Raw genomic sequence first — 25,087 nt, forward strand, 5'->3', positions numbered from 1 at the left:
GACCTCGTCTCTCACCTGATCTGACGGCCCGTCGCGTTGTCGTCCGGCTCTTGACGACCCTAGTGGGAGAGATCCTTCCTGTGGGGGCAGTGCCGGAACGGGCTGCGCGGCTCCCGTCCTGCGCCACCCGGTGCCGACCCACAGGACCTCCCCGCGGCCTCATCCGACGAGCGCAGCCTGCCGCAGGTCGAGCAGTGCGCAGATCCGCTCCGTGCAGCTGCCGCACCCGGTGCCGGCCCGGGTGGCCGCGCCGACGTCCGCCACAGTGGCGCACCCGTCGTGGATCGCGGACTCCACCGCGCCGACCGTGGCCCCGGAGCACCGGCAGAGCGTGTCCTCGGGTCGCGCGCCGACACGGGGCGGGGTGTCGGCGACCTCCAGGTTCAGCAGGCTGGCCCGGTCGGCCGGGAGCTCGGCCCCCCGTTCCAGGAGCAGGACCAGCTCGGCCGCCGTCCGTGGCAGGCCGATGCACACGACGCCCGCGAGGACCCCGTCGTCCGTGACGATCTTCGCGTAGCTCCGGTGCGCCGGGTCGGCCCACTGGGTCACCTGCCGAGCCCCGTCGAGCGCGTCGAAGGGCTCGTCGTCGACGGCGCCGGCGACGACGACGTCGAGACCGCGAGCCTTCAGCAGGAGGGGAGCGGGACGCTCCGGCGTCAGCGGTCCGGTACCCGAGCCCAGCAGGTGCGCCGCGAGCCACTCGGCCTGCCGCCAACCGGGCCCCACGAGCCCGGCCGGGCCGGTTCCCTCGCCGCACGACGGGCAGGTCGGTGCCGGGCACCGAACCTCGGCGCAGTCCCCGACGGCGTAGACCCGGTCCTCGGCACGGAGCTGGTGGTCAACGCGGATCCCGCGGCCCACGGCGAGGCCGGCCGCCTCCGCGAGCCGGGTGCGGGCACGCACCCCGCACGAGACGAGCAACAGCCCGCCCCGCACGACCTCGCCGTCGGCCAGCTCCAGACCCGCGAACCGGCCGTCGGTACCGACCCGGACCACCGTGGCGGACCCGGCGACCAGGTCGATGCCGGCCGCGCGCATCTCGGCGGCCAGCAGGCGGCCACCGCCGTGGTCGAGGACGCCGTGCAGGGGCCAGGCGCCGGTGTGCACGAGGGTGACCGGCGCGCCCTCCTCGCGGGCGGCGAGGGCTGCCTCGACGCCGAGGACGCCACCTCCGAGGATGACGACGGAGTCGCCCGCCGCGAGCGCGCCGCGCACGTCGGCGGCGTCCTCCAGGTCCCGCAGCGTGGTGGCGCCGGGCGGCAACCCGTTCTCGAGACCGGCTAGGGGAGGCACGAACGCCCGCGCGCCGGTCGCCAGCACGAGGCGGTCATAGCGGTGGTGACCGCCGTCCGCGGTCTGCACGCACCGGTGGGACCGGTCGATCGCCACGACCTCCGTGCCGAGCTCCACCCGCGCGCCCGCTGCGCGCAGGCCGTCCACGTCCAGCGAGGTGAGGGTGGTCGGGTCGACCCGCCCGACCGCGACCTCCCCGAGCAGCACCCGGTTGTAGGCCGGTGCCCGTTCCGCGCCGAGCACGGTGAGTGCCACCCGTCCCGCTGTGACGGTCGGGAGCAGCTCCTCGACGAGGCGGGCGGCCACGGGACCGAACCCGACGATGACGATCTGTTCACTCATGTAAGTCGGTCTCCTCCGGGACGGCGCGGACGTGGACGGCGGCGGCCTTGAACTCGGGCATGCCCGAGATCGGGTCGGTGGCGCTGGAGGTCAGCTCGTTGGCGCTGCCGGGGAAGTGGAACGGCAGGAAGGCGGAGTCCTGGCGCACCTCGCGGCTGGTGCGGACCGGCACCCGGACCGTCCCGCGGGCGCTACTGACCTCGGCCTCGCCCCCGTCCCGGACACCCAGCCGCCTCGCGGTCACCGGGTTGAGCTCGAGCTCGGGTCCGGGCCGGGTGGCCGTGAGCTCACCGACACGGCGGGTCTGGGTGCCGGACTGGTAGTGCTCGAGCAGCCGTCCGGTGGTGAGCGCGAGCATGCCGTCGCGGGCGAGGGCCTCGGCCGGACGCCCTACCGCCACCGGGACCAGGTGCGCCCGTCCGTCGTCGTGCGCGAAGCGGTCCAGGAAGAGCCGCGGCGTCCCCGTGGACCCGGACGGGTAGGGCCAGTACGCGGGCCGGTCCTCGTCGTCCAGCACCCGGTGGGAGAGCCCGGAGTAGTCCGCGCGTCCGCCGGCGGACGCGCGGGCCAGCTCGGCGAACACCTCGGCGGGCTCGTCGCCGAACGGCACGGGTGAGCCGAGCCGCGCCGCGAGGTCGGCGAGGACCGCGAGCTCGTCGCGCACACCCGGTGGCGGGGGCAGGGCCCGCCGACGCCGCAGCACCCGGCCCTCGAGGTTGGTCATCGTGCCTTCCTCCTCGGCCCACTGCGCCACCGGGAGGACGACGTCGGCCAGGGCGGCGGTCTCGGAGAGGAAGAAGTCGGTGACCACGAGCAGGTCCAGCCGACCCAGCGCCACCCGCACCGCAGGCGCGTCGGGCGCCGAGACCGCCGGGTTGGACCCGTGCACGAGGAGGCACCGCACACCGCCCGGCTGCCCGAGCGTGGTGAGCAGCTCCACCGCCGGCAGGCCGGGCCCCGGGATCGTCCCGGGCTCGACCCCCCACACCGCGGCGACGTGCGATCGCGCGGCCGGGTCGGTGATCGAGCGGTACCCGGGGAGCTGGTCCGACTTCTGCCCGTGCTCGCGCCCGCCCTGACCGTTGCCCTGCCCGGTGAGGGTGCCGTACCCGTTGCCCGGCGTGCCCGGCAGCCCGAGCAGCAGCGCAAGGTTGATGGCCGCCGTGGCGGTGTCGGTGCCGTCGACGTGTTGCTCCACCCCCCGTCCGGTGAGCACGTAGCACCCGCGGTCGCCGGACCGGCCCCCGCGGGCGGCCTCCGCCAGCTGGTGGGCGGTGCTGCGCACCAGCGCCGCGGGCACCCCGGTCACCTGTTGCACGCGTTGTGGCCACCACCCGCTGACGCTGCGCACCAGCGCGGGGTAGCCGCTGGTCCTGTCCTGGACGTAGGCCTCGTCGACCAGCCCGTCGTGGATCACCACGTGGCACAGGCCCAGGAGGAGGGCGAGGTCGGTGCCGGGCGTGGGCTGCAGGTGCCGGCCGGCGCCGTCCGCGGTCAATGCCGCCGTCGAGGAGCGCCGCGGGTCGACCACCAGCAGCCCACCTTCGGCGCGGGCGCCGTTCAGGTGCTGGACCAGCGGTGGCATCGTGTCCGCGACGTTGGAGCCGAGCAGGAGCACCGCACCGGCGCCGTCGAGGTCGGTGAGCGGGAAGGGTAGCCCGCGGTCCAGACCGAACGCCCTGTTGGCGGCCGCAGCGGCGGAGGACATGCAGAAGCGTCCGTTGTAGTCGATGCGTGAGGTGCGCAGCGCGACCCTGGCCAGCTTGCCCAGCGTGTAGGCCTTCTCGTTGGTCAGTCCTCCGCTGCCGAAGACCCCGACCGCGTCCCGACCGTGCGCGCGCTGCGTCGCGCGCACCCCGCGGACCACCCGGTCCAGCGCCGCGTCCCACGAGGCGGCGTGCAGCTGCCCGTCCGTGCCCCGCAGGAGCGGGGACGTCAGCCGGTCCGGGGCGGTGAGCAGCTCGGGCGCCGTCCAGCCCTTCCGGCACAGCCGGCCGTTGTTCGTCGGGAAGTCCCGCCCGGCCACCGACGTCTCTCCCGAGGACTCGGTGCTGAGCGTGGTGGCGCACTGGAGGGCGCAGTAGGGGCAGTGTGTCGGTGTGCCCACGGCCCTCAGACCCCCGCCTCGGCGAACCGGGAGCCGCGCCGCCCGTAGCAGACCCACGCGAGCGCCATCAGGGTGACGTAGACGGCGACGAAGCCGTGGAACGCGGTGTCGTAGGAGCCGGTGACCTCGTTGGAGACGTTGAGGACCTGAGGGATGACGAACCCTCCGTAGGCGCCGACGGCGGAGACCAGGCCGAGTGCTGCGGCGGCCTTCCGTCGCGGCTCCACCCCGTCACCGGTGTGCCCGCGCACGGCGAAGACGGCGGGGATCATCCGGTAGGTGGCCCCGTTGCCCAGGCCGCTGGCGGCGAAGAGCGCGAGGAACAGCCCGAGGAACACCCAGAAGTTGGTGAGCGGCAGGGTGAGGACGACGGTGAGGGAGAGGGCCGCCATCCCACCGAGAGCCGCGACGGTCACCCGCGCCCCACCCAACCGGTCCGCGAGGTGACCGCCGTACGGCCGGGCGACGGAGCCGACGAGCGGGCCGAGGAAGGCCAGCGACAAAGCCGCGCCGCCGACGGCGATGGCGGAGAACTGCGGGAAGACGTCGGCGATGAGCTTGGGGAAGACGGCGGAGAACCCGATGAACGAGCCGAAGGTCCCGACGTAGAGCACGGCGATCACCCACAGGTGTGGCTCGCGCAGGGTCGCCAGGGCACCGGCTACGTCACCGCGAGCGTCGGTGAGGTTGTGCATGTAGCGCCACGCGCCCCACGCGGCGAGCAGGATGAGCGGGACCCACACCAGGCCGGCGAGTGGGAGGCCCAGAGCCACGGCCGCGCCCGCCGAGACGACCACGGGGACCGCGAGCTGGGCGACCGCGGCACCGAGGTTCCCGCCGGCGGCGTTGAGACCCAGCGCCCAGCCCTTCTCCCGCGCGGGGAAGAAGTAGGTGATGTTGGCCATCGAGCTGGCGAAGTTCCCCCCTCCGAAGCCGGCGAGGGCGGCAGCGCCCAGCAGCACGGGGAACGGCGTGGCCGGGTTGGTGACGCACACGGCGAGCGCGCAGGCGGGGAGGAGCAGCAGCAGCGCCGAGACGGTCGTCCAGTTCCGACCGCCGTAGCGCGCCACCATGAACGTGTAGGGGATGCGCAGGGTCGCGCCCACCAGGCTCGGCACGGAGATGAGCCAGAAGACCTGGGCCGAGCTGAGGTCGAAGCCGGCCGCCGGCAGCTGGACGGCGACGACCGACCAGAGCTGCCACACGACGAACCCGAGGAACTCGGCGAACACCGACCACCGCAGGTTCGTGGTGGCCACCGCCCGGCCGATGAGGGACCACTGGCGGGTGTCCTCGGGGTCCCAGCCGTCGATGTGGCGCCCGGGACGCATCCGGAGGCGTGGTGTCGCACCCGGCGCGGTGACCGGTGCGGGTGTGGCTTGCTGCGTGGTCATGGTGTCCCTCCTGCCGACGTGGACCCGACGCTAGGGACGAGGTGTTTCGGGGAAGCCAAGGTGCCGTTACGCCCGCATCTCTCTTCCCTCACCGTCCGTGGCGGCCGGTGTGAGAACTCGGTCAGACGTTGAGGCGGTAGCCCCGCTTGGTGACGGTGACCACGAGACGGCGGTCGGGCAGCACCTGCCGGAGCCGTGTCAGGGTCATGTCGAGGGCCCGCTCGCTGGTCAGCTCCGGCACCCGGGAGAGCAGCTGGCTGCGGCTGAGTACGCCGCCTCCCGAGGAGATGAGGGCACGCAGGAGCGCGAGCGGCGCGGGAGCCAGCGGTACCGCGACGTCTCCGAGCACGAGCGTGCGCCCACGCAGACGGAGCGTGCCGACCGCCGTCGTCACCTCCTCGACGCGGTCGTGGGCCAGGTGGTCGCAGACGACGCGGATGAGCGCTCCCATGCGGTAGCGCTCGGGCACGAGGGGCGTGATGCCGACGGCCTCGAGGGGCGCGGCCGTGACCGGTCCCACCGCTGCGGCAACGACGTCGGTGCGGAGCGCGGCCACCAGGGCGTCGTGCCGGCCGAGCTCGGCGGCGGTGCTGAGCAGTGCGTCGACGGCAGGCGCGGAGGTGAACGTGACGACGTCGAGCTGGCGGGCGCACACGGCGTCGATGAGCCGGGGGACCCGTGTGGTGCCCTCGGGCTTCATCCACCGGTAGGGCTCCACGGTGAGCACCTGTGCTCCGGCCGCACGGAGGCGGTCGAGCTGCTCGCCGTCGGTGTACCCGTGGAGCTGGACGGCCACGGTCCTGCCCGCCACGCCCTCGGTCAGGAGCAGGTCCACCACCGAGGAGGTGCGCTCGTCGGTGGCGATCCCGGCGTCGTCGAGTCCGCTGGCGCGCACCGCGCCCCGCGCCTTCGGGCCGCGGACGAAGATCCGTGACCGACCGAGCACCTCCAGCAGCTCCTCCCCGACGCCGGCGGCGTCGGCCCCCTCCGCCCACCGCCGCATCCCGTAGGCGGTGGTGACGACGACGACGTCCGGGCGGGCGGCCAGGATCGCCACGGTGTCCGCGATGAGGGCCTCGTCCTCCCCCACCGGAGCGATCTGCAGCGCGGGGGCGTGGATCACCTCGGCACCACGGCGCTCGAGGGCCCCGATGAGGTCCTCGGCCCGGCGGTCGGAGGTCACCCCGATGCGGAAGCCGGTGAGCTGCTCGGCGGCTGCGGTGCTCGCCCCGGTCACGCCGGTCCCACCCCGGCCGGCTCGACGGAGTCCGCGATGTGAGCCGGGGCGTCGCGCCCGAGGCGCACGACATCGCCGACGACGACGACTGCGGGGGAGGAGCAGCGCGTGAGGACTCCCGTGGAGACGGCGTCCGCGATGGTGCTGTAGGTCGTGACCTGGTCGACCCGGTACCCCCGTTCGACGACGGCGAGCGGGGTCGTCGGGTCCATCCCCACCCGGTGCAGCCCGGCGACCGTCTGCTGCAGCGTGCCCACCCCCATGAGCACGACGATCGTCCCGCCCAGCCCGGCCAGGTGGGTGAGCTCGGCATCGGTCAGCGGTGCGTGGCCGGAGATCACCGTGAAGCTGCGGGAGACCTCGCGGTGCGTGACGGGGATCCCGGCCGCTGTGGGCACGGAGACCGCACTGGTGACGCCCGGCACGACGGTGACCGGGATGCCGGCCGCGGCGCCGGCACCGACCTCCTCGCGGCCCCGGCCGAACACGAACGGGTCCCCGCCCTTGAGCCGCACCACGGTCTTCCCCGCACGCGCGTGGTCGAGGAGCATCGCCTCGATGTCCTGCTGGGGGACCGCGTGGCGTCCGGGCCGCTTGCCCACGTCGATGAGCTCCGCGCCGTGGGTGAGCTCGTCGAGGTCCTCGTGGGGAGCGAGCCGGTCGTACAGGACGACGTCGGCCTCGGCGAGTGCCCGCCGCGCAGCCAGCGTCATGAGCTCCTCGACCCCCGGCCCACCGCCGACCAGGATGATCTGCCCGCCGGGAGCAGCAGCCGGTTCACTGACGACGAGGTGGTGCTCGCGCAGCTCGGCCAGCACCGGTCCCCACGCGGGGTTGCCGTCGGTGACGGAGACGACGAGGTCCACCGGACGTGCCAGCGCACGTCGGGCCTCCTCGGGCGTCGACGCGGTTCGCACCGCCGCCCCGGCGTGGGAGTAGCGGCGTAGTGCCCGGCGCGAGGCGTGGGCGGCGCCGAGCAGCAGCACGGTCCGGTCGGAGAGATCGAGGTCCAGGTTCACCGCCCGGCCCTCCCGTCTCGGACCGGGATCCGCGCACCGGACAGGACGACCGGCTCGGGGTTGGGGACTTCGGCGAGCTCCACGCCGGGAGGGAGGTGGCCGGCCCGCTCGACGGCGGTCGCCGGACGTCGTTGACCCCGCTCCCGCACGTAGACCGTCGAGGGGTCGGCGGTGGTGGGGGCGTTGACGAACGAGCGGAAGCGCCGCAGGCGCTCCGGGTCGGCGAGGGTGGCGGCCCACTCGTCCCGGTAGCTCCCCACGTGCCGGGACATCGCCTCCTCCAGCTCGGCCGCGATGCCCAGTGAGTCCTCGACGACCACCCGGCGGACGTGGTCCAGCCCGCCGTCCAGGTCCTCCATCCAGCGCGCCGTGCGCTGCAGGCGGTCGGCCGTGCGGATGTAGTACATGAGGTACCGGTCGATGTAGCGGACCAGGGTCTCGTCGTCGAGGTCCTGGGCGAGCAGCTGGGCGTGGGCGGGCTGGAAGCCGCCGTTGCCGCCGACGTAGAGGTTCCAGCCCTGGTCCGTGGCGATGACCCCGACGTCCTTGCCGCGCGCCTCGGCGCACTCGCGCGCACAGCCGGAGACGCCGATCTTCAGCTTGTGCGGCGAGCGGAGCCCGCGGTAGCGCAGCTCCAGGTCCACCGCCATCGCCACCGAGTCCTGCACGCCGTAGCGGCACCAGGTGGAGCCGACGCAGGACTTCACGGCCCGCAGCGACTTGCCGTACGCCTGCCCGGACTCGAAGCCCGCGTCCACGAGGCGCTTCCAGATGTCCGGCAGCTGGTCCAGCCGGGCACCGAACATGTCGATGCGCTGGGCCCCGGTGATCTTGGTGTAGAGCCCGAAGTCCTCCGCGACGGCGGCGATGACCGCGAGCTTGGCGGGGGTGATCTCCCCGGCGGGCACCCGCGGCACCACCGAGTAGGTGCCGTCCTTCTGCAGGTTGGCGAGCGCGCGGTCGTTGGTGTCCTGCAGCGCCCCCCGGCCCGCGTCCAGCACGTACTCCGCGTGCTGGGAGGCGAGGACCGAGGCGATCACCGGCTTGCAGACGTCGCACCCGCGGCCGCGTCCGAACCGGTCCATCACCTGCTCGAACGAGACGAGCCCGAGCGCACGGACCGCCTCGAAGAGCTCGGCCCGGGAGAGCTCGATGTGCTCGCACAGCGCCCGCGAGACGGTGAGGCCGCTCCTCGTGAGCTCCGCCTCGAGGGTCTTCTTGAGCAGCGGCACGCACGAGCCGCACTGGGTGCCTGCCCGGGTGCAGGTCTTCAGCGCGCCGAGGTCGTGGCACGGGTCGCCGTCCTCACCGCGCACGGCGGCGCGCACGGTGCCCATGGAGACGTTGTTGCACGAGCACAGCGTGGCCTCGTCGGGGAGGTCGGCCTCCGGCGCGGCACCGCCCGAGGCGGAGAGGTACGCGCCCGGCTCGGCACCGAGCTCGTGGCCGAGCATGGGGCGCAGCGCGGTGTAGGGACCCGCGTCCCCGACGAAGATGCCACCCAGGAGCGTCGCGGCGTCGTGGCTGACCACGATCTTCTGGTACAGGCCGCGGGCGGGATCGGCGTAGACGACCTCCAGGCACCCCTCGGTGGTCCCGAAGGCGTCCCCGAAGCTGGCGACGTCGACCCCGGCGAGCTTGAGCCTGGTGGCGGTGTCGAACCCGGGGAAGGTGGCGCCGCCGCCGTGGAGCCGGTCCGCGCACACCTCGGCCATCGTGTTGGCGGGGGCGACGAGCCCCACGCACCGGCCCTCGAAGCAGGCGACCTCCCCGATGGCCCAGACCCCCGGCGCCGTGGTCCGGCAGGTGTCGTCGATGACGACGCCGCCGCGCGGACCCGTGTCCAGGCCGGCATCGCGCGCGAGCGCGTCCCTGGGTCGCACGCCGATCGCCACGACCACGAGGTCGGCCGGCAGCGGCTCGTGGTCCTCCAGCTCCAGCGCCGTGACGGCACCGTCGGGGTCGACCGTGACCGCGGTGGGCCGGACCGAGCAGTGCACGCCCAGTCCCGTTCCGGCGATGAGGCGGCCGAGGGCCTGCCCACCGCCGGCGTCCACCTGGGTGTTGAGCAGCCGGTCGGCGACGTTGACGACGGCGGCCTCCGCGCCGAGGTCCTGCAGGCCGCCTGCGGCCTCGAGTCCGAGCAGGCCCCCGCCCACGACGACGGCCCGGGGTGCGCGGCCGAGCTCCTCGCGGAGCCGGGCGACCTCGGCAGCGAGGACGGCCACGTCCTCGAGCGTGCGGTACACGTGGGTCCGCTCCGCACCGGGGACGGTGAGTCGGGCGGCCGCGGACCCGGTGGCGAGCACGAGGTCGTCATAGGGCACCGTCCGCGCCGGCGTACGCACCACCTTGTGGACCGTGTCGATCCCGGTGGCCGGTTCCCCGGTGAGCAGCGTGACAGCTGGGTCGGCCCACAGGGCGGGGTCACCGAGGGTGAGGTCGACGTCCCCGGTGAGGGCCTTGCTCAGGGCCACCCGGTCGTAGGGGAGGTGCGGCTCCTCTGAGATGACGGTGATGCTCGTCCCGGTCGTCCCGCGGGTGCACATGGCCTCGACGAAGCGGTGCGCGGCAGGGCCGCCGCCGATGACGACGACGCGGTGGGTGGCGCTCTCGGTCATGGGTCCGTCCTTCGGCTCGGTGACGTCCGCCGACTCTAGGAAGCGGCGGTTTCACGACCGTCTCGGTCCGGTAACCGGGGCGTAACAGCGAGATCACCGCTGCTGTCAAGGGGGGTGAGCAGAAAGTCACCTGGACGTAACACCGCGCTCGCGAGCGTGAAACAGCGCCCGCCTAGCGTGCCGAGCACGCCGGTACAGGGAGGCGCCCGGGCGAGCCGGGTGGCGCGACGGAGGAGGAGCGGACGATGACGCAGGTACTCGAGCAGGTGGCACCGGTCGAGGTGCGCTGGCACCGGGTGTGCCCGATGAGCGACCTCGAGCTCGGCTGGGCCGAGGCGGCGCTGGTCGGCGGACGACAGGTCGCGCTGTTCCCGCTCGGCCCGCAGGAGCTGTACGCCGTGGACCATCGTGACCCGGGCACGGGCGCCCACGTCATGGCGAGGGGCATCACCGGCTCGCGCACCGTCAGGGGGGAGCAACGGGCCACGGTGACCTCCCCCCTGCACAAGGAGGTCTACGACCTGGTCAGCGGCGCGTGCTACACCGAGGACGGACTTCATCTGCCCGTCCACGCGTGCCGGGTTCAGGACGGGTGGGTCGAGGTCGGCCAGTCATGGTGAGCACCGCGGTGCTCACACCATCCGCGCGTGACCGCCCGGTGGAGGAGGCGCCGGCACTGGTCGCCTGCTCGCACGGCACGTCCGACCCGGACGGGCGAGCGGCCGTCGCAGCCCTGGTGGGCGCCGTCTCCGCGCGGCTCCCCGGCGTGAAGGTGCTGCCGTCCTTCGTCGACGTGCAGGAGCCCGACGTCCCCACCACCCTCGCCGGCGTGGCGGGGGGCCCCACCTACGTGGTGCCGCTCCTGCTCTCCGCCGGCTACCACGTGCACGTGGACCTGGCGGACGCCGTGCGGGCGCACGACGGTGCGGTGGTGCGGCCCGCCCTCGGGCCGGACATCCGGCTCGTCCGCCAGCTGGTCCGCCGGCTCCACCAGGCCGGTCTGGGTCCGGACGATGCCGTGGTCCTCGGTGCCGCGGGTTCGTCCGATGCCCGCGCGGTGGACGACTGCGAGGCCACCGGCCGGATGCTGGCCGCCCTTCTCGGGCGGGAGGTCCGGTGCGGCTACCTGTCCGCAACGCGCCCCTGCCTGCGGGACGCCGTGTCCAGCGCCAGGGAGTCCGGCAGGCGGGTGGTGGTGGCGACCTACCTTCTCGCGCCGGGCTACTTCGCCGACCGGGCCGCCGACTGTGGCGCCGACGTCGTCACGGCCCCGCTGCTGCTGCCCGGGCAGCACCCTCACGAGGACATGGTCGAGCTGGTGGCGGACCGTTACCGACTCGGGGCGAGGTGGGCCTGACGGCTACGTCCGGCCCGCGGGTCCGCGGCTCGCGGCCGTCGGCCGGGAGGCGCGGCGGTATCTCGCGCGGTACCGGGACGGCGCCAGGCCGTACTCCGCGGTGAAGGCCTGGCGCAGGCACTCGGAGGTTCCCAGCCCGCAGCGGCGCGCCACGGCGGCCATCGTGAGGTCGGTGGAGGCGAGGAGGTGCGCGGCGGCCTCCACTCGTGCGCGTCGTACGTAGCGGCCGGGCGTGCGGCCGGTGTGCTCGACGAACAGGCGGGAGAGCTGGCGAGGACTGACCCCGGCGTGCGCTGCCAGTGCGGACGTGGACAGGTCGGCGTCGAGCGCGGTCGCCACGCGGTCGAGAGCGGCGCGGACGGTGTCGTGCCGGGCCTGGGGAGCGGCCGTGAAGGTGCTCATCTGAGCCTGGTTCCCCGGCCGTTGGAGGTAGGTGACGAGGCCTCGGGAGACGTGGCGCGCGAGCTCGGGCCCGTTGTCCTCCTCGATGAGGGCCAGCGTGAGGTCGAGGGCGCTGGTCACGCCGGCCGAGGTGTAGACGTTCCCGTCGCGGACGAAGATCGGCGCCGGGTCGACGCGGACCGCCGGGTAGTCCCGGGCCAGCCGGTCGGCGTAGTGCCAGTGCGTGGTGGCCGCGCGGCCGTCGAGGAGACCGGTCGCGGCGAGGACCGTCGCGCCCGTGCAGACAGAGGACACCCGTCTGCTGAGGGCAGCGAGGCGACGGACGTGGGTGACGATCAGGGGATCGGCACCCGCGGCCTCGTGCGCGAGCCCGCCGCTGACGACGACGGTGTCCACCGGCGAGGTCCAGCGCTGCAACGAGCCCTGGGCGGCGAGGGTGAGACCGGAGTCGCACGTGACCGGCCGGCCGCCCGGGGTGAGCAGGACGGTGCGGTAGGTCGGGTCGGCGCCCAGCCGCGTGGCGAGGTCAAGGGTCGACGTCACGCAGGCGATGTCGAGGAGCTCGGCGCCGGAGTACCCGACGACGACGACGGTCCGTTCCTCCATCGCTCACCCCGTGCCTGGGAGACGTCCATACCAAGAATCCGGCCATCGACACGGTACCCCCTAGGGGTATGGGAGCGGAAGGTCGACGCTGGGTCCGCCCACCAGAGACGCACGAGAGGTGATCCGATGAACAACCCCGAGTCCGGCCGTACGACCACCACTGACCGACCACCGGACGTGGTGCGGGGCCGCGGCGTCCTCGACCACTGGCCCGCCCTCGCCGGCCTGGGCGTCGCGGTCCTGCTCTTGGCGACGGGCGTCGCCGACCGCGACACCCTGGCCATCGGGGTCACGGCGGCTGCGGTCTGCTACCTCGCCGCCGGCGCACTGGGCCGCCCCTGGGTGGCATGGGCGAGTGTGCTCGGCGTCTCCGTCGTGGTGGTCGCCGGCGAGAGCGCGGGCCTGCCGAGATGGGCCTCGCTGGGGCTGACGGGAGCCGTCCTCGTTGCCGTCGGGTTGTGGCGCGGGGCGCGACGGCCGACGCTCACGCAGGCCGTGGCACTGCTCGGCTTCGGCGGCCTCGCGGTCGTCGCCCTGAGCATCGACCCGCAGGTCGGGCTGGTGCTCGCCGGCCTCACGCTGGCAAGCCACGGTGTGTGGGACCTCGTGCACTACCGCCGGGACGTCGTGGTGCCGCGTTCCCTGGCGGAGGCGTGCCTCATGCTCGACGTCCCGCTCGGGCTCGGCTGCATCCTGCTGGCAGTCGCTGGCTGAGCGTGCTGCCCTACCGCGGTGAGCGGTCACGGCGCGACGCCGTGGTTGTGGTTGACCAGCTGGAACAGGTCGTGGGTCCGCCAGCGCCCGTCGATGCGCAGGTAGTGCGGTGCGCGCCCGATCCGGACGAAGCCGCACTTGTGCAGCACCCGCTGGGACGCGACGTTCTCCGGCAGGGTGTCCGCCTGGAGCCGGTGGAGGTCGAGGTCCACGAAGGCGACGTCGACGACCTGGCGCAGCGCCGCCGTCGCGACCCCCCGTCCGGCGGCGGCGCGGTCCACCACGTAGCCGACGCTGCCCGACTGGAACGCGCCACGGACGATGCTGCTCAGGGCGATCCGGCCCACGAGGACACCTCCCGACTCGATGACGAAGGTGGTCCCGGACCCCGCGTCACGAGCCTGCAGGGCCACTCCGACGAGGGCCCGTTGACCCTCGGCCGTGTAGTAGTCCTCGGGCCGGTGGGGCTCACCGGTACGGAAGTAGTCCCGGTTGCGGGAGAGCAGCTCGGCGAGCTCGCGGGCGTCCTCGAGGGCGACCGGGCGGATGTGGACCTCGGTGGTCGGCGACGTCACGAGGACATGCTCGCACCGCAGCCGGTCCCGTCGTCGCCCTACGGACGCGGGCCTACGCTGGAAGACATGCCTCGCATCGCCACTGCTGACCGTGTCCCTCTTCAGGAGCTGCTGGAGTTCGTCCGCTCCCGGCACAGGTACGTCCTGCTGACCACCCGAGCCGACGGCCGTCCCCAGCTGTCCCCGGTCGCGGGCGGCGTCGACGGGTCGGGCCGCATCGTCATCTCCACGTACCCGGACCGCGCCAAGGCCGTGAACCTGCGCCGGAACCCGGCCGCGTCGGTCCTCGTGCTCTCCGACGACTGGGACGACGCGTGGGTGCAGCTCGACGGTTCGGCCGAGGTCCTCGACATGCCCTCGCCGGAGGCGGAGGACGGGCTGGTGGAGTACTACCGCTGCATCGCCGGGGATCACCCCGACTGGGAGGAGTACCGAGCGGCGATGCGCCGGCAGGGCAAGTCACTCCTTCGTATCACCGTCACCGGCTGGGGTCCCGTCGCCACCGGAGGTTTCCCGCCGGACCGCGCCCCTGCCTGAGAGCTGGTGCCCGCGGCGCAGCCCGAGCTCGTAGCTCACGAGCACGGCGAGGGTGAGCACGGTGATGGGGATGACGAACACGAGCATGACCGTGTTGAACGCGGGCAGTGCGTCGTGGCCGGCGGAGTCGAGCAGCAGGTAGGCGACGTACGCGGCGTAGTAGGCGACGAAGAGCCCGGCCTCCCACCGCGCCACCCGGAAGCCGGTGAAGGCCACCGGGATCAGCGCGAGCGCGACGGCGATCATCACCGGCAGGTCGAAGCGGACCGCCCCCGGCTCGACCGGGACGCCGCCGGGCGAGATGACCGCGGCCAGCCCCATGACGGCGCCGATGTTGAAGATGTTGCTCCCCACCACGTTGCCGACCGCCATCTCGACGTCACCGCGGATCGCGGCGATGACCGACGTGGCCAGCTCCGGCAGGGAGGTCCCGACGGCCACGACCGTGAGGCCGATGACGAGCTCGCTCAGACCGAGCTCCGTGGCCACCGCCGTCGCGCCGTCCACGAGCCAACCCGCTCCGACGATGAGCAGGGCAACGCCGACCGCGACGAGCAGCGCGTTGAGCCACGGGTTGTTCCGGCGCGGCGGGGCGGCGGCGTCGTCGTCATCCACGGTGGTAGCCGTGCGCCGGGACTGGACGACCCGCCACAGCACGTAGGCGACGAGCGCGGCGAGAAGGACGGCGCCGTCCAGCCGGGTGACCGTCCCGCCGAGGCTGAGCAGCAGGAGCACCACCGAGAGGCCGAACATGACGGGCACGTCGTGCCGCACGACGGCCCGCTGCACGGCCAGCGGGAGGATGAGGCCCGCGATGCCGAGGACCAGCAGCACGTTGGTGATGTTGCTGCCCACGACGTTCCCGACAGCGAGCCCGGGGCTGCCCGAGAGGCTCGCCCCGACGGTGACGGCGAGCTCGGGGGAGGAGGTGGCGAAGGAGACGACCGTCAGCCCGACGACGAGCGGGGACATCCCGAAGAAGCGCGCCAGCCCTCCCGCACCCCGGACGAGGATCTCCCCGCCGACGACGAGGACGACGAAGCCTCCGGCGAGCAGCAGCACGGTCACGCCGTCCAGCGTGCCGGAGTCCGGCCGGTCCGCACGTCGGCGCGGGGTCGCGCTGCTCCGTGACGTCCGGTGACGTCAGGTGATCCGCACGGTGACGGTCGTGTGTGTGGTCTGCTCGAGGAGGTCCGTGACTCGCAGCTGGAACGTGTAGGTCATCGGCGTCTGCAGCAGGGGCGGGTCAGGGGCAGCGACGGACCAGCGGTCCCCGGTCAGCGACGCCGGGAGCTGGGTGGTGCAGTCGGTCGTCCACGCCGAGCCGTCGAGGCACAGGCCGTCCTCCCGCATCAGCGTGTACTCGGCGCGGGCCACGCCGACGCCGTTCCCGTCGGAGGTCGTGCCACAGAAGCCACCCTGCCCCGCGCAGGTGGCGAGCCAGGCTTCGAGCGTCAGCTCCGTGCTCGTCGGGGACTCGACGACGGTCGTCGGTGGGGTGAGGTCGAGGTTGACGGTGACGGACTTCTCGCGCTCGCGCACGCCGCTGCCGTCCGTGGCGAAGTAGGTGACCGTGTTGGGGCCCTGCCCCACGACCTCCACCTGGGCACGCGAGCCGGGCGTCGTGACCGGCAGCCCGTCGTTGACGCGGTAGGTGATCGACCCGGCCTGGGCGCCGTCCGCGGCCACGGCGTCGATGAACACGGTGACGGCCGAGCGGGCGTACCAGTCGTCCTGGCCCTCGAGCCCCGCGGAGTGGTCCCAGATCGTTGCCGTGCTCGTGGCGGCCGAGTCGGGGAACGTGGAGGCCGTGAAGGTGGCCGACATGGTCGTGGAGTCGGTGAACACGGCGGAAGCCGGAGTGATCACACCGCCGGTTGCGATGGCGACGCCGCCGACGAGCAGCGTCACGGCACCCGCCGTGGCGGCGTGCCGGCCACCAGGGCTGTGGGCCCGTGGCGGGGACGACGGCGCGTCGTCGGTCGCGTCGTCGTTCCCTGCGTCGGGCGGCGGCGTGCGCTCGCGGACGGGACTGAGGGCGAGCAGCGCCACCAGACCGAGGACCGTGACCGCGAGGGACGGGTACCTGCCCTCGGCCGTCCAGACGTAGGGCAGGCCGACCCACGGGACGCGGATGATCCCGACGCCACGGACGTCCGCGGCGGCGACGGGCGTGGAGTCCGGGTCCTCGTTCGCGTCCCCCCGCAGGACGAGCCCGCCGTCGTCGTCCGTCTCGACGAGCCGGTGCATGAGCCGGCTGCCGGGCCGTGACGGGTCGTCGACGAGGACGACATGGCCGGGCCGCAGGGCGCCGGCCGGGACGTCGCGCGTGAGCACCATGTCACCGGTACGGATCGACGGCTCCATCGACCCACTCATCACCACCGTGGGCTGCCAGCCGAGGACGGCCGGGAGGACGCTCCACAGGAGCAGGCCCGCGAGCGTGACGAGCAGTGTGCGCGCTACTCCCGCCGCAGTGTGCCGAACCCAGCGGTCAGGATGTGCGGTGTCCACGGTGCCGGGTCCGCCGGGAGGCGCCGTCATCCCACCCGCTGGGCTCCGGGGACGCTCCTGGCCTCGAGCACGAAGTCGACCTTGATCGAGGCGTTCTGCAGCTCGTTCGGCGTGTCGTCAGCCAGACGGTAGGTGAACCTGAAGGTTCCTTGCTGGCCCGCACCGCCGGTGGCCCGGTACGGCCCCAGGCCGCCATCGAAACTGGTACCCAACGACGCGAGGGGCTGAGCGAACAGCACCCCTGATGCGGTGGTGTCGAACACGCCCCCGGCCGAACCCTGGATCGTGAGTTGAATGAAGTCCGCCAGCGTCTTGCCGTCTGCGGTGGTGTGTTCGCTGGGGACGACATTGGCGGCGTACAGCGCGACGTCGGCGTTGAGGCTTCCGCTGTAGGTGCCGGTGACGTCCTTGAAGCCCGTGTCCCCCGGTGCGAGGTTCTCGATGGTGAACAGCGGGGTTGTGCTGTTGTGAGTGATCTCGACGTTGCCGGTGGCCCACGAGTTGTTCGCATTCACCGTGGTGTCGGAGAACGCCGCGTAGGACGCCTGCCAGATGAGCAGGGCACTGATGAGCAGGCCGAGCGGGATGCTCAGCCATGTGGCGTATCGGGCTGAGCGAGACGTCGTGGTAGCCATGTCGATCCCTCCATGGAGTTGTCGAACTCGTTCCGTCGAGTTCGGACCGCAGGTCCATGCGGTTTCATCAAAGAGTGGCGCGGCGCACCGGTCGAGGCAACGCGAACGTGCGGTGACGCTGCTCACACTTTAGTAGGAACGCCTCATCGTTGAGGTCCTTCGTCAGTAGGAAGCCTACACCGTTCCTTCGCCGGAGAGCGCCATCGGCGAACCAGCCGCGGGAGCACGCAGCTCCGTCGTCGACCGCGAGGGGTGCCGCCGGGAGTGGAAGCCCGGACCGAGACCGAATAGCGCTCGGGGTTTGCCGCGTCGTCATAGGGAAAGCGGCCACTTCCGTGGACAAGTGCACGCCGGTCGTTTAGGTGTGTTTGACCGAACCTTGCTAAGGTCGCCCCGGCCGGTCGGCGCTCGCAGACTCCCGCTCATTGCTGGCGGGGACGCGTGCCAGGGCGCGCGGCCGGGGCTCCCCATCAGCGGAGCCGCACGCGCGTGTGCTCCCTGCACAGCCGACGTCCGGCGCGAACGAGCCGCGCCGGACGACGAGTCGCGCGTGCCGTGAAACGCGTGGCCGTGCGCCCGCCGACGAGAGGAAGTACATGAGCCCCGAGGGCATCGCAGGCCAGCTTGGCGCGCCCCTCATCATCGCGTTGTTCGTCGTCTTCTACGGCGGCACGCTGTTGGTGTCCTTCACCATCGGGAAGAAGAAGGAGAACGCCGACGGGTACATGACCGCCGGCTCCAAGATCGGCTTCGGGATCTCGGCGGCCTCGATGACGGCCACCTGGATCTGGGCCTCCTCGATGTACGCCTCGGCGACGTCGGGCTACACCTACGGCGTCTCGGGCCCCATCCACTACGGCCTGTGGGGGGCGCTGATGATCCTGTTCATCTACCCCTTCGGCCGCCGCATCCGGAAGGTCGCGCCGCGGGCCCACACGCTTGCCGAGGTCATGTACGCCCGGCACGGCCGGTCGAGCCAGCTCATGCTCGCCGGCTCCAACGTGCTGGGCAGCGTCATCAGCCTGACGTCGAACTTCATCGCGGGCGGCGCCCTCGTGTCGATGCTCTCGCCGTTCAGCTTCCAGCAGGGCATCGTGGCGATCGCGGGCGGCGTCCTGCTCTACACGCTGTGGTCGGGCTTCCGGGCCTCGGTGCTCACCGACTTTACCCAGGTCATGGCGATGCTCGGCGCCGTCGTCATCATCATCCCCGTGATCTTCTTCGCGGCCGGCGGCCCGTCGATCTTCACGGAGGGTGCCGCGAACGTGACCCCCCAGCAGCAGAGCTTCTTCTCCTCCGACGCCTTCCTCAACCAGGGAGCGCCGTACATCGCCGCCGTGCTGGCGTACGCCATCGGGAACCAGACCATCGCGCAACGGCTCTTCGCCGTGCGCGAGGACCTCATCAAGCCGACCTTCATCACGGCGACGGTGGGCTACGGCGCGACGATCATCGGGATCGGGATGCTCGGCGTCATGGCCCTGTACCTCGGGATCGAGCCTGCCGGCGGTGACGTCAACAACCTCATCCCGCAGCTGGCCACCACCTACCTCGGCCCGGTGCTGCTCGCTGTCTTCTTCATCATGATCATCGGCGCGCTGTCGTCCACGGCGGACTCCGACCTCTCCGCGCTCAGCTCGATCATGATGGCCGACGTCTACGGCCAGAACGTCGCCGGGCGGAAGGAGGCGGATCCGCGCACCATGCTCCTCGTCGGGCGCGTGACGATGATCGTCGCGACGGCAGCGGGGCTCTACTTCGCCAGCGGGCAGCTGAACATCCTCGAGCTCCTCGTGTTCGTGGGGGCGCTGTGGGGCGCCCTCGTCTTCCCCGTGATCGCCAGCTTCTACTGGGGCCGGATCACCAACGCCGCCTTCACGGTCGCCGTGCTCAGCGCGCTCGCCGCATTCGTCCCGGTGCGGTTCGAGCTCATCCCGATGACCGGCCCGGTCGCGATCGTCGTCGACGTCCTCGCGGTCATCGGCGTCGGCGTGGTGCTGGGCCTCATGTGCTTCGGCTTCTTCGGCCTGCGAGTGGCGCTCATGGTCGGGGCCGTGGCCACGGTCGTCGTCGCCCCCTTCGGCATCGGCTTCCTGCACGACTACACGGTGCTCAGTGCCTCGCTCATCGCCTACTCGGTGAGCACCATCGTGTCCGTCGCGATGTCGCTGCGGAACCGGGAGAGCTTCGACTTCTCCCTCATCGCCAGGCGCACCGGCGACTTCGACGAGACCGACGGCGACGTCCCTGACGACGTCACCGCGCAGGCACCCACCCACTGAAGGAAAGGCAGAGCAGATGCTGACGTTCTACGTACTCATGTGGCCGGTCATCGTGGCGGCCGTGCTGTTCTTCATCGCCAGGGGATTCATCCAGGACTGGCGCACGGCCAAGCGCGAGCGCAGGTCCATCATCTGAGGACTCAGCGGATGCCGCGCATCGCCCGGGTGATGCGCGGCGACAGCGCGAGGAGTGCGACGCCGATGCCGATGGTCACCGCCCCGAGCGTGCCGAAGTACGCGACCTCGTTCTCCTCGCTGTAGAAGCCGGCCAACGAGCCGGACAGGGCGGTGCCCAGGGCGAGCGACAGGTAGAACAGCGCCACCATGAGGACCGGGTAGGCCTGCGGCGCGAGCTTGGTGGACAGGGACAGCCCGACGGGGGAGAGCATGAGCTCACCCATCGTCGCGACGAGCATGATGAGCGCGATCCACAGCACCGGGACCGCGGCCGTCCCCGCCATCGGCAGGAAGATGAGGAACGCCGCGCCCATGAACATGATGCCGAGGCTGAACTTCACCGGCGTCGTGGGCTGCCTCGTCCCGAGTCTCGTCCACACCGCGGCGAAGACGGGGGCGAGCACGATGATGAAGAACGGGTTGAAGGACTGCACCCACGGGATCGGCATGGTCCAGTCCCCGAGCAGGGGCAGACCGCTGAACTCCCGGGCCAGGCGCGTCTCGGAGTAGATCGTGATGACGGTGAACTGCTGCTGGAAGAGCGCCCAGAACGCCGCGGACCCGATGAACATGGGGATGAAGGAGACCACCCGGGAGTGCTCGTCCGCGTCCACCCGCTTGCTGGTCAGCAGGATCGCGAAGAGGACGACGGCGGCCACCACGGTGGTCCACACGACGACGTCCGACACGTTGCCCGCGGTGAGCAGCCCGGTGAGGACGGCGAGCACGACGACGACGAGGGCCGCGACCGCGATCCCGACGTACCGGCCGTACTGGCTGCGGGGGAGCGGGTTGGGGACCCGGCGTGCGGGGTGGGGCATGTTCTTGCGGGCCAGGCTGTACTGCAGCAGGCCGATGGCCATCCCGACCGCGGCGAGCCCGAAGCCGAGGTGGAAGCCGACACGCTGCTGGGCGAGCCCGGTGAGCAGCGGTCCGATGAGCCCACCGATGTTGATCCCCATGTAGAAGATGGAGAAGCCGGCGTCGCGGCGCGGGTCGTCGGTGGAGTAGAGGGCGCCGACAAGGTTGGTGATCGTGGCCTTGAGGCCGCCGGAGCCCACGGCCACCAGGAGGAGGCCAGCCGCCAGCCCTGGGACGGCCGGCACCACCGCCAGGGCGATGTGGCCGAGCATGATGAGGATCGCGCTGACGAACATGGTTCGCTCGGAGCCGAGCAGCCGGTCCGCGACCCACCCACCGAGGATGGAGAAGAGGTACACCGAGCCGCCGTAGGCGCCGACGATCCCCGCCGCCACCTCCCGGTCGATCCCCAGGCCACCCTCGGTGGTCTGGAAGTACATGTAGAGCAGGACGATGCCCTGCATGCCGTAGAAGGAGAACCGCTCCCACAGCTCGACGCTGAAGAGGTTGGCCAGGCCGCGCGGCTGCCCGAGGAACGTCTTGTCCCCGTGACCGTTCCGGTCACGTGGGGCTGCTGGTGACGTGCTCGCGGTCGCCGGGTCCTCGGAAGCCATGGCCCCCATGCTGCGCCGGTGCGACGCAGGACGCACGTGGACCGACACGGCCGGCGGGACCCGGTGCGGATCGGGTCTCCGGGGGTCGGACCCGATGAACGGCGACGGGTGGCGTTCCGGGCCGGCCGTCGGTGCTAGAGGAGCTCGGCGCGCAGCTGGTCGGCCGGCTTGGGGGAGAGCAGGCCAGGGGGGACGTCCAGCACCGTCAGTGCACCGACCTGCCCCTGGGCGTTGAGCCGTGCGGCGGCACGGGCGTAGGCGACGAGGACGCTCGCGGTGAACTCCGGGTTGCTGCCGAGCTGGAGGCGGTACTCCACGACCTGGTCGTGGCCACCGCCGGTCCTGCCGCTACGGATGACGAAGCCGCCGTGCGGCATCGCACTGTGGTCGCGGGCGAGCTCCTCGGCACTGATGAACCGCACGGTGGTGTCGTAGTCCGCGAAGTAGTGGGGCATGGTGACGATCGCCCGCTCGACCTCCGCGGCGTCGGCGCCGTCCTCCAGGACGACGTAGCACTCGCGGGTGTGCTTCTGCCGCGTCGTCAGCTCGGGGCGGGAGCCGCTGCGCACCGCGTCCACGGCCTCCCCGGACGGGATCGTGTACTGCACCCCGGCGGCCACGCCCGGCACGCGACGGACGGCGTCCGAGTGGCCCTGGCTCAGGCCCTTTCCCCAGAAGGAGTACGTCTCGCCCTCGGGCAGGAGGGCCTCGCCGAACAGCCGGTTGAGGGAGAACATCCCGGGGTCCCAACCCACGGAGATGATCGCGGTGTTGCCTCCCGCACGCGCCGGGGCGTCGACCGACGCGAAGTACTCCGGGACGCGAGCGTGGGTGTCGAAGCTGTCGACGGTGGTGAAGTGCGCCGCCAGCTCGGGTCCCTGCTGCGGGAGGTCCTCCTTGGACCCGCCGCACAGGACGAGGACGTCGACGGCGTCGCGGTGGTCGAGCAGCTCGCCCCACGGGAGGACGGGGGTGTCGGGAGACGGGGGCGTGATGGTGGCGGGGTCACGGCGGGTGAAGACGGCGACGAGGGTCATGTCGGGGTTCTGGCCGACTGCGGCCGCAACCCCCCTGCCGAGGTTGCCGTACCCGGCGATGCCGACCCGTAGCTGTGCCATGTCCTCGTCCCTCCGTCGTCGGTTGTGCACCGTCACCGTACGTCGGGGGGCGGTTCCGGCGCCGCGGCGTCCGCGCCTCGCGGACTCCCGAGCGACGTGGAGGCTGTGACGGCGAGGACCGGGACGGCGTTAGCGATGCTCCTGCTGACCGTGTCCACCCCGGCGCGCCCCAACGAGCACTCCACGAGAGCCACGGCCGTCTGGTCGGGAGCCCGCCCGTAGTGCATGTGGTGGACGGTGACTCGTCGTGAGTGCAGGACGGAGAGGACCTTGAGGAGGCCGGCGGTGCGGTATCTGGGGTCGAGGCGGATGACGAGGGTGTGCGTCGGTCCGGCGGGGGTCATGCCTCGACGTGGTGCTCGACACGCGGGACGTCCCGGGCGACCGCCCGGCGGCCGATGGCGTCGCGGACGGGCTGGCGTAGTGCCACGAGCAGGCAGACGATCCCGACGGTGAGCAGGGTGTGCCCCAGGCCGGCGAGGCCCGGTATGGCGGCGGTGACGTCGTGCTCACCGTTGACCTGCAGCACGCCGTGCCACGCCATGATGACCGCGGTGAGGACCAGACCCGCGTTGTAGGTGATGAAGAACCACGTGAAGGACCGCGTCCCGGAGATGTCCAGCGTCGCGTCGAGCGCCAGCACGATGAGCATCACCAGAAAGCCGAGGGCGAGCAGATGGGTGTGCATGACGGCCAGCTGGGTGTCACCGGTGAAGCCGTTGGCCTTGGTGACCTCCCGGTAGACCAGTCCTGACGCCAGCCCGAGAGCGGCGTAGGTGGCGGCGGCCAGGTAGAGCGTCCTCATGTCTCGTCCTTCACGGTGAGTGGCGGGTGGGCGGCCCCGCGGGCGTGGATGGGTACCGGTTCCTCGATGCGGGCGTCGAGCATCCGGACGGTGGCGTCCACCGAGGTGAGGGTGGAGGCGTCGTGGGAGACCAGCAGCGTGGCGGCGCCCGTCTGGCGCGCCAGCCCGGTGATGAGCTCGACGACCTGGGTGCCGCGGTCGTGGTCGAGCGCGGAGGTGGGTTCGTCGACGAGCAGCACCCGCGGTTCGCCGATGAGGGCGCGCGCGATCGCGACGCGTTGGCGTTGGCCACCGGAGAGCTGGGCGGGGAGCTTGTGACCGTGGTCGGCGATGTCGACGGCCTCCAGCAGTGCCATGGCCCGCTCGCGGAGGCTCGCCGGGCGACGGCCGCGCAGGTGGGCGTGCAGCTCGAGCTGCTCCAGCGCGGTCAGTGACGCCAGGAGCTGGGGGGACTGGAAGACGATGCCGATGCGGTCGAGCCGCACGCGGGTCGCCTCGGGCACGGTGGTGGTCGGCGTCAGCACCACGTCGTCGCCGATGCGCACCTGTCCCCGGGTGGGCGGGGTGAGGCCGGCGGCCACGGCCAGGAGGCTCGATTTTCCGGCGCCGGAAGGACCGAGGAGAGCCGTGGTCGTCCCGGCCGGGACGGTGAGGGTGACGTCGTCGACGGCGGTGAGGGAGTCGGCGCCGTCGGGGTAGACGAGGGTGATGTTCTCCAGGTGCAGGTCCACCGGGATCTCCTTCCGGGAGCAGGGGATGTCGGGTGCGGTTCAGCGGGCGGCGAGGGCCGCGTGGGGGTCGACGCGCGTGATGCGGGCGACGGAGATCCCGGCGCCGGCGATCCCGAGGGCGATGAGTGCGGCGGCCGGCACCAGGGTGGTGGCGGCCGTGACGACCACGGGGACATCGCCCGGCACCAGCTGGGCGCCACCGACTGTGAGGAGCGTGCCGACGGCCACCCCACCGACGAGCAGGACGGCCGCCTGACCGAGCGCGTCCCGCAGGAGGTAGCGGGTCGAGGCCCCGAGCGCCTTGAGCACCGCGATGTCGCCGGTACGGCCGATGGTCCACACCGAGAAGAACGCCCCCACCACCAGCGCGGAGATCGCCAGCAGGAAGGCCTGCATGGTCGACAGCGAGGTGTTCTCCCCCTGGAAGGAGGACACGGCGGACCGGGCGTCGGACGCGGTGAGAGTCGTCGTGCCGATGCGCTCGTCAGCGGCGGTCATGGCGGCGTCGTCCAGGCCGGACCCCGTCAGGGCGACGACTGTCGCCACCGTCCCCGCGGCAGGGTCCCCGCCGCGTGCGCCGACCGTTTGCCAGTCCTCCAGCGTCGTCCACACGACCGGCGTGTGGGAGAACGAGGCGGCGCTGTCGACGGTCGTCCCGACCGTGAGCTCACTCCCGCCGAGGGTGACCACGTCGCCGGCCGACGCTCCGAGTTCCTTCGCGGCCGCCGGGGTCAGCACGACGGTCCCCGGAGCGACGTCGGCGGTGGTCGAGGGCACCATCCCGGAGCCCTGCTCGACGCCGAGGACGGTGACCGAGGCCGTGGTCGTTCGGGACTCGGCCCTGGTGGTGGCCACGCCCAGAGGTGCTGCGGACTCGACCCCCGCCACGTCCGTCCACGCGTCCCACTGGTCGGCGGTCACACGGGAGGCGGTGAACGCCGGGGTGTCGTCGGGGCGGGGCATGGAGAAGGCGAGGTGGTCGGCGTCCAGGTCCGTCACGGCCGACGTCGACTCGTGTGCCAGACCGGCGGTGAGGGAGGCCAGGAAGGTCACGAGGAACGTGATCAGGACGATGACGACGGACATGAGGACGAAGCGTCCACGGGCGTTCTTCAGGTCGCGCAGGGCGACGTACACGGTCATACC

At 72.3% G+C, this 25,087-nt stretch carries 22 protein-coding genes; 6 read left to right on the forward strand and 16 right to left on the reverse strand.

All coding sequences use genetic code 11. The features are described 5' to 3' along the window. Window positions 1-159: 159 nt before the first annotated feature. The 6 genes from VR894_RS04785 to nirB all read right to left on the reverse strand — a co-directional run bounded on the left by VR894_RS04785 (window position 160) and on the right by nirB (window position 10,013). A complete protein-coding gene (locus VR894_RS04785) occupies window positions 160-1,635 on the reverse strand; it encodes an FAD-dependent oxidoreductase (RefSeq protein WP_324650202.1) in 1,476 nt (491 codons plus the stop codon). After that, window positions 1,628-3,742 (reverse strand): molybdopterin oxidoreductase family protein, encoded by a 2,115-nt coding sequence (locus VR894_RS04790; protein ID WP_324650203.1) that lies wholly within the window; start codon window positions 3,740-3,742, stop codon window positions 1,628-1,630. Before VR894_RS04790 ends, VR894_RS04785 begins: the two co-directional genes overlap by 8 nt. A gap of 5 nt (window positions 3,743-3,747) precedes the next feature. Further along, window positions 3,748-5,136: an MFS transporter gene (locus VR894_RS04795; RefSeq protein ID WP_324650204.1), complete on the reverse strand. Its 1,389-nt coding sequence runs from the start codon at window positions 5,134-5,136 to the stop codon at window positions 3,748-3,750. 121 nt (window positions 5,137-5,257) lie between these two features. Next, window positions 5,258-6,373 (reverse strand): uroporphyrinogen-III synthase, encoded by a 1,116-nt coding sequence (locus tag VR894_RS04800; RefSeq protein ID WP_324650205.1) that lies wholly within the window; start codon window positions 6,371-6,373, stop codon window positions 5,258-5,260. Beyond that, window positions 6,370-7,392 (reverse strand): uroporphyrinogen-III C-methyltransferase, encoded by a 1,023-nt coding sequence (gene cobA / locus VR894_RS04805; protein WP_324650206.1) that lies wholly within the window; start codon window positions 7,390-7,392, stop codon window positions 6,370-6,372. The genes VR894_RS04800 and cobA overlap by 4 nt, the downstream gene beginning before the upstream one ends. Next, complete coding sequence (nirB, locus tag VR894_RS04810; protein ID WP_324650207.1) at window positions 7,389-10,013, reverse strand: nitrite reductase large subunit NirB; 2,625 nt, start codon at window positions 10,011-10,013, stop codon at window positions 7,389-7,391. Before nirB ends, cobA begins: the two co-directional genes overlap by 4 nt. Before the next feature lie 245 nt (window positions 10,014-10,258). On the opposite strand from nirB, the gene VR894_RS04815 reads away from it, so the two are divergent. Then, on the forward strand, window positions 10,259-10,633 hold the full coding sequence (locus tag VR894_RS04815) for a nitrite reductase (NAD(P)H) small subunit (protein WP_324650208.1): 375 nt from the start codon (window positions 10,259-10,261) through the stop codon (window positions 10,631-10,633). Further along, window positions 10,627-11,370 (forward strand): sirohydrochlorin chelatase, encoded by a 744-nt coding sequence (locus VR894_RS04820; RefSeq protein WP_324650209.1) that lies wholly within the window; start codon window positions 10,627-10,629, stop codon window positions 11,368-11,370. The genes VR894_RS04815 and VR894_RS04820 overlap by 7 nt, the downstream gene beginning before the upstream one ends. A 3-nt stretch (window positions 11,371-11,373) precedes the next feature. Here VR894_RS04820 and VR894_RS04825 read toward each other — a convergent pair whose 3' ends face one another. Beyond that, entirely contained in the window at window positions 11,374-12,378 is a 1,005-nt protein-coding gene (locus VR894_RS04825; protein WP_324650210.1) for a GlxA family transcriptional regulator, read from the reverse strand. Window positions 12,379-12,504: 126 nt separating this feature from the next. Here VR894_RS04825 and VR894_RS04830 point away from each other — a divergent pair, with 126 nt between their 5' ends. Continuing rightward, entirely contained in the window at window positions 12,505-13,092 is a 588-nt protein-coding gene (locus tag VR894_RS04830; RefSeq protein ID WP_324650211.1) for a hypothetical protein, read from the forward strand. A 26-nt stretch (window positions 13,093-13,118) separates the two neighbouring features. Here VR894_RS04830 and VR894_RS04835 read toward each other — a convergent pair whose 3' ends face one another. Then, on the reverse strand, window positions 13,119-13,667 hold the full coding sequence (locus VR894_RS04835) for a GNAT family protein (RefSeq protein WP_324650212.1): 549 nt from the start codon (window positions 13,665-13,667) through the stop codon (window positions 13,119-13,121). Between the two features lie 66 nt (window positions 13,668-13,733). On the opposite strand from VR894_RS04835, the gene VR894_RS04840 reads away from it, so the two are divergent. After that, window positions 13,734-14,204: a PPOX class F420-dependent oxidoreductase gene (locus VR894_RS04840; protein ID WP_324650213.1), complete on the forward strand. Its 471-nt coding sequence runs from the start codon at window positions 13,734-13,736 to the stop codon at window positions 14,202-14,204. Here the strand turns inward: VR894_RS04840 and VR894_RS04845 are convergent. From VR894_RS04845 to VR894_RS04855, 3 genes are all read right to left on the reverse strand, one after another. Further along, the gene (locus VR894_RS04845) at window positions 14,127-15,272 is read right to left on the reverse strand and encodes a calcium/sodium antiporter (protein WP_324650214.1); all 1,146 of its coding nucleotides are present in this window, start codon (window positions 15,270-15,272) and stop codon (window positions 14,127-14,129) included. The two genes, VR894_RS04840 and VR894_RS04845, sit on opposite strands and share 78 nt — an antisense overlap. 75 nt (window positions 15,273-15,347) lie before the next feature. Then, window positions 15,348-16,718: a signal peptidase I gene (locus VR894_RS04850; protein WP_324650215.1), complete on the reverse strand. Its 1,371-nt coding sequence runs from the start codon at window positions 16,716-16,718 to the stop codon at window positions 15,348-15,350. A 26-nt stretch (window positions 16,719-16,744) separates the two neighbouring features. Continuing rightward, window positions 16,745-17,353 (reverse strand): TasA family protein, encoded by a 609-nt coding sequence (locus VR894_RS04855; protein ID WP_324650216.1) that lies wholly within the window; start codon window positions 17,351-17,353, stop codon window positions 16,745-16,747. A 596-nt stretch (window positions 17,354-17,949) separates the two neighbouring features. Between VR894_RS04855 and VR894_RS04860 the strand changes: the two genes are divergently transcribed. Both VR894_RS04860 and VR894_RS04865 read left to right on the forward strand, forming a co-directional pair. After that, the gene (locus VR894_RS04860; RefSeq protein WP_324650217.1) at window positions 17,950-19,635 is read left to right on the forward strand and encodes a sodium:solute symporter family protein; all 1,686 of its coding nucleotides are present in this window, start codon (window positions 17,950-17,952) and stop codon (window positions 19,633-19,635) included. A gap of 16 nt (window positions 19,636-19,651) precedes the next feature. Then, a complete protein-coding gene (locus VR894_RS04865; protein ID WP_324650218.1) occupies window positions 19,652-19,771 on the forward strand; it encodes a putative transporter small subunit in 120 nt (39 codons plus the stop codon). 4 nt (window positions 19,772-19,775) lie between these two features. Here VR894_RS04865 and VR894_RS04870 read toward each other — a convergent pair whose 3' ends face one another. The 5 genes from VR894_RS04870 to VR894_RS04890 form a co-directional block, all read right to left on the reverse strand. Continuing rightward, on the reverse strand, window positions 19,776-21,287 hold the full coding sequence (locus VR894_RS04870; protein ID WP_324650219.1) for a peptide MFS transporter: 1,512 nt from the start codon (window positions 21,285-21,287) through the stop codon (window positions 19,776-19,778). Between the two features lie 134 nt (window positions 21,288-21,421). After that, window positions 21,422-22,405, reverse strand: a complete 984-nt coding sequence (locus VR894_RS04875; RefSeq protein WP_324650220.1) for a diaminopimelate dehydrogenase — start codon at window positions 22,403-22,405, stop codon at window positions 21,422-21,424. A 340-nt stretch (window positions 22,406-22,745) separates the two neighbouring features. Further along, window positions 22,746-23,210, reverse strand: coding sequence for a DUF2871 domain-containing protein (locus VR894_RS04880; RefSeq protein WP_324650221.1), 465 nt, complete (start codon window positions 23,208-23,210; stop codon window positions 22,746-22,748). Continuing rightward, window positions 23,207-23,941, reverse strand: coding sequence for an ABC transporter ATP-binding protein (locus VR894_RS04885; RefSeq protein WP_324650222.1), 735 nt, complete (start codon window positions 23,939-23,941; stop codon window positions 23,207-23,209). Before VR894_RS04885 ends, VR894_RS04880 begins: the two co-directional genes overlap by 4 nt. 39 nt (window positions 23,942-23,980) lie before the next feature. Continuing rightward, entirely contained in the window at window positions 23,981-25,084 is a 1,104-nt protein-coding gene (locus VR894_RS04890; protein WP_324650223.1) for an ABC transporter permease, read from the reverse strand. Between the last annotated feature and the right edge of the window lie 3 nt (window positions 25,085-25,087).

Origin of the sequence: Georgenia sp. H159, from assembly GCF_035607575.1 — a bacterium.
Taxonomy (GTDB): domain Bacteria; phylum Actinomycetota; class Actinomycetes; order Actinomycetales; family Actinomycetaceae; genus Oceanitalea.